Source organism: Carboxylicivirga litoralis (assembly GCF_025499605.1).
Taxonomy (GTDB): domain Bacteria; phylum Bacteroidota; class Bacteroidia; order Bacteroidales; family Marinilabiliaceae; genus Carboxylicivirga; species Carboxylicivirga litoralis.
On the sequence record NZ_JAFMVC010000024.1, the window covers coordinates 14527 to 29941 of the forward strand.

7 protein-coding genes are annotated in these 15415 nt (G+C 38.2%); 3 read left to right on the forward strand and 4 right to left on the reverse strand.

Annotation, left to right across the window (positions count from 1 at the left end; translation table 11 throughout):
* Nucleotides 1-214 precede the first annotated feature (214 nt).
* From mtaB to J1N10_RS17155, 3 genes are all read right to left on the reverse strand, one after another.
* Nucleotides 215-1498: a tRNA (N(6)-L-threonylcarbamoyladenosine(37)-C(2))-methylthiotransferase MtaB gene (mtaB, locus tag J1N10_RS17145; RefSeq protein ID WP_262327960.1), complete on the reverse strand. Its 1284-nt coding sequence runs from the start codon at nt 1496-1498 to the stop codon at nt 215-217.
* 326 nt (nt 1499-1824) lie between these two features.
* Nucleotides 1825-3168 carry a tRNA (N6-isopentenyl adenosine(37)-C2)-methylthiotransferase MiaB gene (gene miaB / locus J1N10_RS17150; protein WP_262327961.1) on the reverse strand — a complete coding sequence of 448 codons (1344 nt, stop codon included), beginning with the start codon at nt 3166-3168 and terminating at the stop codon, nt 1825-1827.
* 80 nt (nt 3169-3248) lie between these two features.
* Nucleotides 3249-3929: an FAD-binding oxidoreductase gene (locus J1N10_RS17155; RefSeq protein ID WP_262327962.1), complete on the reverse strand. Its 681-nt coding sequence runs from the start codon at nt 3927-3929 to the stop codon at nt 3249-3251.
* A gap of 292 nt (nt 3930-4221) precedes the next feature.
* On the opposite strand from J1N10_RS17155, the gene J1N10_RS17160 reads away from it, so the two are divergent.
* The 3 genes from J1N10_RS17160 to J1N10_RS17170 all read left to right on the forward strand — a co-directional run bounded on the left by J1N10_RS17160 (nt 4222) and on the right by J1N10_RS17170 (nt 11051).
* Nucleotides 4222-8298 carry a hybrid sensor histidine kinase/response regulator transcription factor gene (locus J1N10_RS17160; RefSeq protein WP_262327963.1) on the forward strand — a complete coding sequence of 1359 codons (4077 nt, stop codon included), beginning with the start codon at nt 4222-4224 and terminating at the stop codon, nt 8296-8298.
* Nucleotides 8299-8392: 94 nt separating this feature from the next.
* A complete protein-coding gene (locus tag J1N10_RS17165; RefSeq protein ID WP_262327964.1) occupies nt 8393-9274 on the forward strand; it encodes a lysophospholipid acyltransferase family protein in 882 nt (293 codons plus the stop codon).
* 4 nt (nt 9275-9278) lie between these two features.
* Nucleotides 9279-11051: an AMP-dependent synthetase/ligase gene (locus tag J1N10_RS17170; protein ID WP_262327965.1), complete on the forward strand. Its 1773-nt coding sequence runs from the start codon at nt 9279-9281 to the stop codon at nt 11049-11051.
* Nucleotides 11052-11224: 173 nt separating this feature from the next.
* On the opposite strand, the gene J1N10_RS17175 is transcribed toward J1N10_RS17170, so the two are convergent.
* Nucleotides 11225-14950, reverse strand: a complete 3726-nt coding sequence (locus J1N10_RS17175) for a DEAD/DEAH box helicase (protein WP_262327966.1) — start codon at nt 14948-14950, stop codon at nt 11225-11227.
* Between the last annotated feature and the right edge of the window lie 465 nt (nt 14951-15415).

Genomic DNA, 15415 nt, shown 5'->3' on the forward strand with positions numbered 1-15415 from the left:
AAGGAAGAATTAAACCAATGTTGAAAAGGATAGAACTTTTAACACTTAAATAGCACTGTCGTTTCAGTATTGAACTATTGTTGCATTTCCCTTAAAAACAAGCCTTAACAAGTGTTATCTTTTTTACATCTATTGAAGATTAACCAAATATACAGGTACAAAAAAAGGTGGGTTAAAACCCACCTTACTTAAATCGAAATATCTGTTTTTAGAATTATAGCAACTCCCCTATCAAACATGGTTCATCACCTTCTATTTCTATCCCATTTATACGAACAGTGTATAAATGATTCTTCTCAAGCCCCTGCATTACCTTAACCGGGATATAATATTCTCCATAGCCTTTTGAATAGTTCTCTTTAATCGTATCAATTAAAACCTGTTGCTGCTTTCCAACAAACTGCTGGCGGTAGTTTAGTTTGGCATCAAAGGCTTCTTTACGGAGCAACTCACTTCTTCGTGTTTTTTCTTTTCCGGGTACCACATTGGTCATTCGGGCGGCTCTTGTATCTTCGCGTTTGGAGTATTTGAAGGTGTGGACATGGCCAAACTGTAATTCCTTAATAGCATCCAGCGATTGTTGAAAATCTGTTTCTGACTCCTCAGGAAAACCAACAATAATATCAGTCGTAACATTAAATAAAGGGTCCATTTCACGCAAACGCGCAACCACACGCTTATATAGTTTATAGGTATACATGCGGCGCATTTTCAGCAACACCGATTCTGAACCACTTTGCAGGCACAAATGAAGGTGAGGCGTTATTTTCGGATGCTTTAACAATTCGAAGAACTGTTCATCGAAGCTATCGGGTTCAATGGAAGAAATGCGAATCCTAAAATCTAAGTCAATATCTACAATTTGTTTTAACAAACCCGAAAAGCTAACGCCATTGTGATTATATCGACTGATATTAACGCCTGTAATCACCACTTCCTTATAGCCAAAGCCTACTACTTGGCGGATATTGTCCAATATCTCATTCACAGGCCGGCTTACTGCTCTTCCTCTTACTTTTGGAATAATACAGAAGGTGCAATAATTATCACATCCATCCTGTATCTTAATCATACTGCGGGTATGAAACGTTTCAGCAGCCGGTGCATAACTAAATACACCACCGCTATTTTGGTTCGATGGAACTATCTCCTTGTTAAAATGCGCTTCTACCAATTGCGGAATTGCACTCTTTTGTTCGTTACCAACCACATAAGCATTAGGGTAACGCTGTTCCAATTTTTCTTTATGGTGATTGGCCATGCAACCGGTAATAATCAACATACCCGAATGACCATGATTTAAGGCATTATTAACCACATAGCGTGATTTTTGATCGCTCTGATTGGTCACCGTGCACGTGTTAACAATAAAAACATCTGTGCCCTGACTCCCTTCCACCACATCGTAACCTAAGCCCACAAACTTAGAAGCCAGAGCATCTGTTTCAAATTGATTCAGGCGACAACCTAAAGTTTTAAAACCTACTTTACGATTCATGTATAATACTATTTTTCACTTCTTTATTTCTACCAATGAAGAAACAAAACTTACAATTTTGTAATAATTGTCCTCAAGCCGGACAGGCTTTTCATTTTTGTCATGACACAAAAACGAAACAAAAAAGTCTAGGCTACATTAAAAAAGTAATTGATTTATTTACTGTTACTAAGTTCGGCCGCGCGATCTTCGAACAAGTTCTCAGCTTCTCGGTCTCACTAAGTAACAGCTTCTATATCTATTCCTTTTTTAATGAGGCCGAAAGGATGAACGAAATCTTAAAGCACATTACCTGCTAATATCAATACAATACGCTTTTTTTAATCTCAGCCCACCAACTCTGACACTTCAACCAACTCACCTTCTACAGAGAAATTACTCGCACTGGTAATTTTAACATTCACTATTTGACCAATGAGTGATTTATCTTCTGATGCAAAACGAACGGTAATCTTACCTTCTGTTTGGCTACTTAAAAAGCCACTTTTTCTATCTGTATCTCTTACCAAAACCGGATAAACTTTACCAAGCATCCGTTGATTATACGCTCCTGACACTTCAGCTAAGTCCTCAGACAATAAAGCCAGACGTTCCTTTTTAATTTTTAAATCCACATCATCGGGCCAGCTATACGATGCTGCACCAGGCCTTTTAGAATACATCGCGATATAGGCCATGTTGTATTGAAACTCTTTCAAGGCTTTACGCGTATTTTGAAACTGATCTTCCGTTTCACCAGAGAAACCAACAATAATGTCAGTAAATAAGGTTGCTTGAGGAATTAATTCGTGAATAGCCGTAACCGTTTCCCTGTACTTCTTTACCGAATGCTTACGATTCATCTTAATCAGCACCTTATCGTCGCCCGATTGAATGGGCAAATGAATTTGCTTAGCCAGGCAATCGTATTTAGCAATCACTTCAATCACATCGCGTCCCATATCGCGCGGGTGTGGCGATGTAAAATACACCCAGAATTGTTTGTTCGAGCTCTGCCCCAGCTTACCAATTTCTTCAAGTAATTGGGCAAATGTCAGTTCATTACCTTTTTTATCTAAACCATAGGAATTAACATTCTGCCCCAATAAAGTGATGCACTTATAATCTTTTTCAATCAGATTTCGAACCTCATTGATGATCTCAGATGATGGCCGGCTCACTTCACGACCGCGTGTATAGGGCACAGCACAAAACGAACAGAATTTATCGCAGCCATTCTGGATGGGTATAAAGGCTTCAAACGAACTATTGTATTTTGGTTTCACCTGCCAAAAGAAACTCATCTCCTCCTTTGGGTTCAGGTTATTGCGTTCTAATCCAGCAGGTGTTGTAATGCCATATTGAGAAAGCATTTGCGGTAGCTGTGGCAACTCGCGCATGGCAAACACGATATCAAATAGCTTTAAAAACTTCGCTTTATCAGCTGGCAAAATGCATCCGCTAATAAACGTAATTAAGTTTTCAGAAGCTTTACGCTTGTTCCAGGCTGCAATTTTAGAATAGACTTTATCAATTGCCTTTTGACGAACCGAACAAGCTAAAATTCCAATGATATTGGCTTCATTCTCGTCATCAACCCATTGGAAACCCATCCCTTCCAAAACTCTTTTGACACGTTCACTATCAGACTGGTTCATCTGACATCCCAATGTTACTAAATGGTATTTCACTTATTAATTGTAAATGATTAATTATTAATGGTTAATGATTAATGGTTAGTGGTTAGTGGTTAATCACTATTCACTACTGATTAAAAATACACCTCAGCATGAATATTATCTGTACCAACGCCTTGCTCTTCCAATATATCATATACATCATGAATCATATTGCAATTGCCACACAAGTAGTAATGTACATCCTTTCCAAACGGATTCTTTTTTAAATAGTCTGTTACGCGACCGTTATAATCCCCTTTATTCTCTTGAGAAGTGCATAATACATATCGACTGGCATCATATATTTCTGATTCATAAGCCTCTTCAGCATATTTCACACCATGCAATAGCGTATAGTTAAGCCCGGGCTTACTCAATACAAAACTATGAAATGGCGAAATACCTGTTCCACTGGCAATAAAAACGTATTCCTGATTTTCAGGCAGATCCTTATTAATAGTAAAATAACCAACCGGCTCTTCTACGATGACAAAACCTCCTTTTTGCAATTTCTTCAAACTTGGTGAAACCAAACCGTTCTCCACTTCTTTCACCAGAATCTCAATGTAATCATCGTTTTCGGCGCTGTAAATAGAATATTCGCGGGTGTGAATACCATTTGGAGGTCCAACACAAACATGCTGCCCGGCTTCAAACTCCATATCTTTCTTTTCAATTTGAATGATAAAGGTACTATCCGTTAAATGACGAATATCTAATATCTCATGTAAATCAGTTTTAATCTTATTAGCCACTGGCACTTCTTTTTCCATTTTCAATTCAGTTTATTCATTTTAATAACCCTATTAAGGTCATTTTTACTCAAGTGTAAACACACAATAGTTCATTTGGTTTAATAAAAAAGACTAAAAAGTATTAATTATTTCATTCCCCGGATAATTTATTAAACGTCTAACACTTTTAATAATACTCTACCCAAAATAGAAATCATCTGAAAGTTAGATTAGAGCATTAACAACCATATGAAATACACCTAAACTTCTATGAAAGCAAACGATGATTATCTGTTTTTTTTCTATCTTCACCTTCCCTAAAATGACACTTATGCGGCGGTATATCCTACTTACATACACTCTCTTGCTTTTAATACTCCACACACCTGATGCTCAAAACACTCGCTTTGGATATAATGGTTTAGATACTGAAAATGGCTTGAGCAATAATTCTGTTAACTGCATTATTCAGGATAGTCGCGGCTACATGTGGTTTAGCACCTATTATGGTCTTAACAGATACAATGGTTACGATATAAAAACATACTACAGCACCTCGGAAAAAGAAGAAACCTTATCAAGCAATTTTATCACCAAATTAACAGAAGATAACAATGGCAATATCTGGGTGGGAACCAAATTTGGATTAAACAAGTTTGATAAAGATACCGAGCGGTTTAAACGTTATTGGGCCGACGAAGACCAGCCTGCCTCATTGACTAACAATCAAATAGGCGACCTATTAATAGATAGCCGTGGCCATATGTGGGTTGGTACCATGGGAGGTGGCCTGCACTATTATCACGAACAAATTGACGGTTTTAGCTGCTTTGCTCAAAACGATACATTAGGCATATATATTAATACTATTTCTGCAATTACCGAAGGCTATAACGGAGAGTTATGGGTAGGAACTTATGGTAATGGCTTAAGTATGTTCAATCCGAAGGAGCATTTCTTTATTAATTTCGACTTTCCAACCATGCAGGTGAATGCCCTGCTCGATGATGGTAATGGCAGCATATGGATTGCGACCGATAATATGGGACTATACCGTTTCGACAAAGAAATGAAGGTATACGAACGGTTTGATATGAAAGGAAGTAATATTAAAACGAACCTCAATATTATTCTTTCGCTAACACTCAACAAAGATGGGAGTATCCTGGCTGCGGTTGATGGTGGAGGAATAATTAATATTGATCCAATAAAAAAGATTGTGACCAATAACAAGGAGCAAAACCAGGCTTTTGCCAATCTTGATACAAAAGCGGTTTTTTCCATTTACATTGATAGCAACGGCTTATATTGGGTTGGTACAATAGGGAAAGGTGTTCGCATCATAAATACCGAACGTAACCGTTTTAATCATTACACGCATCAACTACACAACCCACAAAGCATCAGTGACAACGCAATTCTGTCATTATTAGAAGATTCTAAAGATAGAATATGGGTAGGTACTGACGGTGGAGGTTTAAATCTGTTTGATTACCAGCGCGGCACTTTTAAAAGTTACAACCACCTAACTTCGAACCTTAAGAGTAATGTTATCAAACGCATAGTAGAAGACAATAATGGTAACATATGGCTTGGCACATATGGAGGTGGCTTGGCATGGCTTAACGAGCAGACAGATGAACTGATTGCCTATTCACCGAATAACATCCTTAACAACCAAAGCACATCCATTTCAGTTTGGTCACTTTGTCAACAAAACGACAATAAACTGTGGGTGGGTACTCTCGGCAATGGACTATATGAGTTTGATACGCGCACTAATGAGTTCACTCACTTAAATGAGATATATCCGCAACTCAATGAGGTGATGAACGACTATATCCTTAGTCTTTTTGTTGATTCAAAAAACAATTTGTGGATTGGCACAAGCAACGGTATATATGTTTGGCTCAATAATGAAAAGAAATATATCCGTTACTTATTTGACCAGATAAATGACAGCGGCGTGGGTAAAAATGCTATTCTGTGCATATACGAAACTACAGATGGTAAAATATGGATTGGCTCCAACGGTGGAGGTGTTTTTAACCTGAACCCAGAAAATGGTGACATCGTTAACTTAACAATTAACGATGGCTTGGTACAAGAACAGGTGTATGACATTAAAGAGGCCCAGGAAAATGTGTTATGGTTTGCCTCTCATGGAGGTATTTCAAAATATGAAATAAATACAGGCCGCTTTCAGAACTACGATAGCCGAGACGGGCTATTGGGAAGTACCTTTAATGCCCTTTTATATTCCCAGTCTAATAAGCTCATGGTTGGAGGTGTAAAAGGCCTTAACGTATTTGATCCCAATGTTATAAAAGTCAATAACAATGTACCTAAAGTCTTGTTTTCAGAGCTTTACATCAACAACTCGCCAATAAAAGCCGGTGACAAAGACAGCCCGCTAACAGAGAACATTGCTGATACTGAAGAGATCATTTTATACCATAATCAAGCTAATATTGGAATTGAATTCGTTGCTATCAATTATTTTATCTCGGAAAAAAATTCCTATAGCTACGTGCTAGAAAACTCATCTGAACAATGGAGTACACCTTCATCCAACCGATTGGTAAAATATAACAACCTAAAACCCGGTGATTATATTTTTAAAGTTAAAGCAGCTAATAATGACGGTGTATGGAGTACCTCTGAAACAACACTAAAAATTAAAGTACTGGCTCCCTGGTGGAAAAGATGGTATGCCTACCTGGCCTATTTCCTAATTATTGGTGCAGCTATGTATGCCTACATACGTTATACCATATTATGGATTGACTTAAGGCGCAAACTCGAATTTGAAGTAATGGAACGAGAAAAAATCAAAGAACTCAACCAAATGCGATTACAGTTCTTTACGAATATTTCTCACGAATTTAGAACTCCATTAACATTAATATCAGGACCTTTAGAATCGTTAAAAAAACAACTACGCCTGGATGGAGATAGGCAAAAGCTATTTGATATTGCCCATAAAAATACGAACCTTCTGTTGCGACTTATTAACCAGGTAATGGACTTTCGCAAAGTTGAGTCTGGATCATTAGAACTTAACGCAACTACGGCAGATATAATCCCTTATATTAAAGAGTGTAGCGAATCATTCAATCATATGGCCATTGAACGCAACATGCAATTTAGTATTACATGCCAGGTAGAACAACTGATTATCCAATTTGACAAAGACATCGTTGAAAAGGTGATTTACAACCTGCTATCCAATGCTTTTAAATATGGAAAAGAAAATGGAAAAGTAATCCTTTCTGTTGAAGTAACCAACGAGCAAATTATGGAGAAGCAACTGCTTTTGATTAAAGTGAGTGACGATGGCTATGGAATCAACAGCGACAATCCAAACGATGTATTTAAACAATATAAACGTTTTAAGCAGGACAATAAACATATCACTGGCACTGGCATTGGTCTGGCACTAACCAAATCGCTGGTGCAATTGCATGGTGGTACAATTAGTGTGGAATCAGAAAAAGGCCTTGGTTCAACATTTACGGTATCGCTCCCATTAATGAACAGCTTATCTACCGAAGAAAAAACAGTAAGCGATGAAACATTTTTTAATAGCAGTGATAAAACTGACGTAGCAGTTGGAACGATACATCAATCGTTAAACGGCAACAATTACTCCTTACTAATTGTAGATGACAATACTCAGGTAATTGATTATTTAAGCTCTGTTTTGGAACCCAACTACCATGTAACAACGGCTAATAACGGACAGATGGCTTTTGATTCACTCTTGAAAAAATCATTCGACCTGGTAATTACCGATGTTATGATGCCGGTAATGAATGGCATTGAACTTTGTAATCAAATTAAGAATAACATTCACACAAGCCATATTCCGGTCATTATGCTGACCGCCAAAACATCGGTTGAGAATAAGATTGAAGGTTTAAATACAGGAGCTGATGCCTATGTCCCTAAACCTTTTAATCCTGACTTATTGTGTGCTTATATTGAAAACCTGCTAAAAGGCAGGGAAAAGCTTAAAGAAGTATTCACAGGCAACGCACTTATACAGCCTTCTGAAGTAACGTCTACCTCGGTTGATGAGCAATTTATTACCAAAGCGCTTGAAGTTGTAAGAAACAACATGGAAGATGAAGCATTTAGCGTAGAAGATTTAGGGCGTGAATTAGCTATGAGCCGTAGCAATCTTCACCGTAAGATTAAAGCACTAACCGATAAATCAACTACCGATTTTATTCGCACCATTCGCCTAAAAGAAGCGGCTGCCAAGCTTATTAGCACCGACGATCAGATTAGTGAAATTGCTTATAAAGTGGGCTTTAATAGCAGTTCATATTTCATCAAAAGCTTTAAAAAGGAGTTTAAAATGTCGCCAGGCCAATATAAACAGGCGCACAAACGATGGAATTAAATTTACTTTTTTATTCAATTAAATTAACAAAAGTGTAACTTTCGCCTTAGTTGCTATGTAAAGCAACTGAATATATAAGGAAACACGCTGTTTAATGAATTTAATAACTACATGCATCTTCTTATCATTCGTTGCAATGGTAAGCATCATGCCGTTTAGAGTTTTGTATTGCTTTTCTGATTTTGCAGCCTTTATCATGCATCGAGTGGTAAAGTACAGGCGTAAAGTTATCTATGATAATCTGGTAAAATCATTCCCTGAGAAATCAAACAGGGAGATCGAGCAAATCGCCAAAGGCTTTTATAAAAACCTGACTGACAATCTACTTGAAAGCTTTAAGGCGTTTACCATGAAACAATCTTCTATTATTAAGCGTCATAAAATCATCAACCCTGAATTGTTAGAAAACTTATTGGAAAAGCACCAGGGAGTTATTGGAGTAACAGCGCATTATGCTAATTGGGAATGGGGAAGCCTTTCGGGAAGCTTGCAATGCAACAACCATTTTGTTGCGCTGTTTAAACCTCTAAGAAATAAATACATTAACAATATATTATTACGAAGTCGTGCCAAGTGCAATACCGAACTGGTGTCCATTAAAGAAACATCGGACATGTTTAAAAAGTATGAAAACAAGAACTATGTGTTTTTAATGGCGGCAGACCAAAGTCCTGGTGGCGGCAGGCTGCTTGAAAATGCCTATTGGTTCGATTTTTTTAATCGGCCAACTGCATTTTTATACGGTCCTGAAAAATATGCCAAACGCTACAATTATCCGGTCGTTTACATCGATATTCAAAGGGTTAAAAGGGGCTATTACGAAGTTGAATTATCAATATTAACCGATAAGCCCAACGAATTGCCAGACAGCAGAATCACTGAATTATATAAAAATAAGCTGGTAGAAATAATTAGTACCAAGCCTAATGATTGGCTTTGGTCTCACAAACGCTGGAAACGATCGCCAAAACAATAGAAACATGAAGGAAACCCATGTAGCACAAATGCTTCGCAACAGAGCCATGAAATATGGCGAACGTGAAGTATTCAGATATAAAAAAGACAAGACATACCAATCGATAAGCTGGAATTCGTTCCGGCAGCAATCGGAAAAAATAGCTCATTTTTTAATCGAAAAGGGCATTAGCACAAGTAGTAACATTGGTATTTATAGCCAAAACCGCCCCCAATGGACTATAGCTGATTTGGCTATTTTATCGTGCAGGGCAGTTGTTGTACCCGTTTACCCAACTGCAACCTATGAGCAGCTAAGTTATATTGCCAACGAAACAGAAATGGAAATTCTTTTTGTTGGCGATAACGAACAAATTGATAAGGCTGTTAAAGTACTGGATGAATCTGAACACCTGAAATGCCTTATCACATTTGATTGTGAACCAAACAATGATGACCGGATATTCTCTTTTCAGGAAATATTAGACTGCGATTATTCGAAGCATTCTGAAGCGTTAAAAAAGCAATTATCTGAAGGTTTGGAGGAGGATTTAGCCACAATCATCTACACGTCGGGAACAACCGGTGAGCCTAAAGGAAGCATGTTACTTCACCAACAGTTTATGTATGCTTTTCAAATTCATGACCAACGTCTGAAGTTGGATGAAGATGATGTATCGATGTGTTTTCTACCACTGAGTCATGTCTTTGAGCGTACCTGGACCTATTATTTGCTCCATTGTGGTGCCACCAATGTATATAACCTCAATCCTAAGGCCATCATTGAAGAATTGCCCAAAGTTAAACCAACGGTGATGTGTGTGGTTCCTCGTTTTTTCGAGAAAACATACGATGCCATCCAGCAGACGGCTAACAAATGGCCCAAAGCACAAAAAGCCATCTTTGACTGGGCGGTTAAAACAGGTCAGCAGTACATTGAATACGAAAAAGATAGTAAAAAGGCTCCAGCCCTGTTAAACCTCAAACGCAACATAGCCAACGCCCTTGTTTACAAAAAAGTCAGACAGGTTTTTGGGGGAAATATTCGCTATATGCCATGTGCTGGTTCTGCTTTAAATAAATTTCTTTTGCGTTTTTTTCATAGTATTGGCCTCTACATTTGCTATGGCTATGGCGCTACCGAAACGACAGCTACAGTGTCGTGCATGCCACATCAGAATTATGACTTTGAATATACGGGCAACATTATGCCTGGCATTGACGTCAAGGTTAATGATGAAAACATGATTCTGGTTAAAGGCGGAACAGTCTTTACTGGTTACTACAAAAAGCCTGATGAGACCAAAGAAGTACTTAAAGATGGATGGTACCATACAGGTGATCAAGGATCTATACCAGCTCCTGACAAACTGCATATGACCGAGCGGATTAAAGACATTATCAAAACTTCGACAGGCAAATACATCTCTCCGCAAAAAATTGAATTACGACTATCAGAGAGTGAGTTTATCGAACAACTATGCGTAATTGGCGATAATCGTAAATACCTGACAGCCTTAATTGTTCCATCCTTCGATTTGATTAAAAGCAATTTAAAGAAAGAGAACATTGAAGTTGATTCACACGAAGCGCTTATTAAACACCCTCGTGCTGTCGAAATAATTACAGAAGATATCGACAAGCTCCAGAGTGCTCTACCCCACCATGAACACATCATTCACACTACACTATTGCCGGAGCCTTTCAGCATTGATAATACCATGCTTACCAATTCACTAAAAGTGCGCCGTAAGCAGGTCAATGAGATTTATAAAGAAGCTATAGAAGCGATGTACTGAAAAAAATAGTGCTTAGTGCATAGTGATCAGTGCCAAAAGACGGATGTCATCTTTAATGTAAGAAACAAATAAAGATGACATCCGTTTGTTACTGCTCAAGCTCCAAAAATACCCAGGAACTTATATCATTCATCAATTCGACAGTTTATCAATTCAGCGGTTCAACAAATAATCTACCCCAGCAAATCTTTAATATCGTCCATCGTTAAGTTCTTCATAATACTTTCGTCGGTCTGAACAATATCACCAGCTACTTTCTTTTTACGCTCCTGCAGTTTAAGAATCTTCTCTTCCACTGTATCGCGGCAAATCATGCGATAAGCAAAAACATTTTTATCCTGACCAATGCGGTAACAACGGTCAATTGCTTGATTTTCAACGGCTGGATTCCACCATGGGTCAACAATATAAACATAGTCGGCTGCCGTTAAATTAAGTCCGGTTCCTCCAGCTTTAAGACTGATAAGGAAGACACGCAGCTCATCATCTGTCTGGAAATTATTGACCGACTGCTCTCGCTGTTTCGTTGAGCTTTTACCATCGAGGTATTCAAACTCAATGCCCCGACGGCTTAGTTCATCTTTTATCAGACCGAGCATTTTTACAAACTGCGAGAAAATCAGAATTTTATGATTGGCTGTTTTATCCGTAATATGTTGGATTATCTCTTTAATCTTAACCGACTCTGTTTCGTCAATACTGCCTCCAATCAGTTGAGGCGAATCACAAATCTGACGCAGACGGGTTAAAGCCTCCAAAACCATCATTTTTGATTTGCCTATTCCTTCCTCTTCAACTTTACCAATCAACTGATCGCGGAATTGATTACGATAGGCATCGTACACTTTACGCTGAGCCGTATCCATCTCACAGAAAATAACATCTTCTGTTTTAGGTGGCAGCTCTTTGGCAACCTTTTCTTTGGTTCTGCGCAGCACAAAAGGATTAATCAGACGTTGCAGCTCGCCTCCAATGAGCTCGTCACCTTCCTTATCAATGGCATTGGAAAAACTATCTTTAAAAGCAGAGACTCCACCTAAGAAACCTCTGTTTACAAAACTCATTTGTGCATACAGGTCAAATGTACTGTTCTCAATAGGTGTACCAGATAGAGCCAGTCGACTGTTGGCCTTCAACAAACTGGCTGCTTTATAACGACGTGAAGCCGGGTTTTTAATAGCCTGCGATTCATCTAATACGATATAATTAAAAGCATATTCCTTTAACATTTCAATATCGCGCAATAAGATACCGTAAGTGGTAAATACAATGTCATAATCGTCAAAGGTATGCACAGTATCCACGCGCTGCACACCGTAGTGATAATACGCTTTTAACGAAGGGGCAAATTTGCGAATTTCGTTCTCCCAGTTAAATAAAAGTGTTGTTGGAACGATAATCAGGTTGGTCTGCGAATTTCTCTCCAGCACATGCTGCAAAAAAGTCAAGACCTGAAGTGTTTTACCCAATCCCATATCATCAGCCAAAATACCACCCCAACCCATCTCGTGCAGGAAGTTGAGCCAGTTCAAACCTTCTTTCTGATAATGACGCAAGTCGGCTGTAATTGAAGCCGGCACAGCTGTCTCTTCAATATGGGTAAAAGCTGCCAGTTTGCGACGTTTCTCTGCTAATTCGGCCAACACAGTAGCATCATCAATATTGTCGAACAACTCATCAACAATAGAAAAGCGTAGTTTAGAAACTGACAAGGATTCGCCATTTACTTCACCATGACGGAAATATTTTTCGAAGCGATGAAACCACTCAGCAGGCAATACACCTACCGAACCATCAGACAACTGTATGTAGCGCTGCTTCTTTAAAACAGCTTTTCGAATATCGGCCAGTTTCACCACGTTATCGCCAAAACTCACATTAATTTTTATATCAAACCAATCCTGTCCTGAACTAATAGAAGTGGATATTTTGCCTTTATGTGGCGAGTATTTAAAGCTCTTTAAATCGTTTAAACCATACACCTCCACATTATTCAATTGAAGAGCATCAAAGAACTTGTAAAACCACATATCGTGGTTAAATTCATTGTAATGAAGGTGGAATACCTTGCTACTTTTTTGAGCTTCAAACTTAGGGTGCAGTGCTGACAATTGCTCGGCAAAATCATCTTCCAATTCAAAATTACGCTTGTACTGTATGATTTTACCATCTTCCTCTATCAGTACATTGCCATTGGTTGTCAGCTTCACCGAAACACCATGATGATATTCGACCTGTGGCGATATTAATAAATGCTGCTCGCGCTCCGATAAAAACACTTGTTTCTTCTTGAAGTCCAGCTCGGCTGTTTCTAATGGATAAATGCCCTTATCAAACTCCATATCGAAACTATTGGCCAATGGCTTTATCACCTTATAGAAGAACTGTTGCTTGTGCGACTTCACCATCTTAATTGGCTCATCGTGTTCAACAATCAACTTGGCAACACGATAATCTTTCGTCACATAGTAAACACCATCAACAACATAAATAAACTGCCCCGATTGCTCAATATCAATATCCTCAGCGCTACATACCCTATCACCAATCTTTAGTTTAGGATTAAGGTAAATGAAGGTATCATCCTCCTTCACTTCAAAAAAGCCATCAATAGCTTCTGGTGCAATTACAATTGGCTCAAGGTCGGCTTTGCGTAATTTATAGTTATTCGAATTGTTGACATACACATGTTTTTCCTGTGCCAGCAATTCCATAATGCGCTTATGCGTGATAAATAAATCCGATGGCTTAACCTGTGCATTGCATTCATCAATCAGCTCCAGTAATTCATTCTGATGTTCGCTAATATTAAGCAGGTAATCCTCGTGCATACCATCATATTCACTGATATGCGAACTTAAGGCCTCTCGCGTTTTATTGGGTTTACCAATGATAGGTGTTAACTCAATAACATAGTTATCGCTAAAATAGGTTTTTGTAGTGCTCAGCTCCAGTATAAAACCCATTTCACGTTCCTGTTTTAATACCTCTTCTTGCGTTTCGAGGTGGAATGTCTCAACATCTATCTCGTGTAATATTTGTTCAACCAGGCTATTCTCGTCGTCTTCAATCGGCATAAGCCCCTTGGCAAATTCAGTTTGCTTGGCAACCAATCCGGCTTTTTCATCAAAGCCAATGCTAAAATAAGTGGAGAATTCACCCGATTCAATGCCATGTTTGGTGAGTGTTTCTGCCTTCAGTCCTTCGAGGCTATTTTTAAACACACGCTTTAATAAATCAGGACTTGCTGAACGAGCTATTTTCAACAAGCAAATCACTTCCGGCTCTGTTAAGGATTGTAGGTTTGTTTTCTCTTCGGGAGTGATGTACATCTTATCATCAACATACTTAAAAATCAAACGCAGATGCTTTTTAAAGTTCTGTTCCAGTTGCACAATCAGGCTATTATCCTGAAGTATCAGCTCTGAAATATAACTCACCTGGTAACTATAAGATACCGCACTTAAAATAGAATAGGTGGTATTTTCTTTAACAAATGATTCTGTAATATTTTCGAACGATGGCAATTCAAAACCCAAAACAGAACGGCCAGAAACGGCGCGCTGACTACTCTGTTCGTTACGTTTATCGAAACCCATTTGAATGTTACCATCAATATCGGCCACAAACAACAATGCCGCTATGGTATGTGAACAAAACCGCCCACCAATATAGGAGCAGTTACACATGGTCTCAATCTGTCGGTTATTAAGGTTACGAATCTGCACTTTGTGCATTTTAGTATCCTTAACAGAGAAAATCCAATTATCTAAAGCTTTCTGATACAGTTGGAGCGACACCTTTCCCTCCTTGTACAAATTTGTACCTGCGCTACTTACATCATTTGATGCATAAAAATCAATCTCACCGCTTATATAATCCTTTACGCTTTCCGCCATAATCCCAATCCAAATTTGAAAAGTGCTAATTCGCAAAAATACAAACAGAATGGCAAAAACGGGCAATTTAAATTACGGTATTTTGCACTTAAATTTCATTTCTCTGTATTACAGATAGTAGCGAAAGTCTTACTGAGTGAGCCCTGGAGAGGTGAAAATAATGACAATAGCACTTAGTTACCTGTTTGTTAAACCACTACTGTTGGTTGGTTCAACCATTTAGCAAAGCAATAAACAAATGCATTTTACCCTATCCGAACGACATAGAATTAAAAGTAAATGTATTTGGCTCATTTCATCGCTGTAAAAGCTAAATGCAAAGTATTTTTAATCATTTCAATGATGTAAGAAGCAATAGATAAATAATTATCGCTCGTTTCAACGTTGAAATGAGCAATAATCAAATGTATTTTGCTCATTACGGCATTTCAGGAAGCAATAAACAAATACTTTTTGCCCATTGTT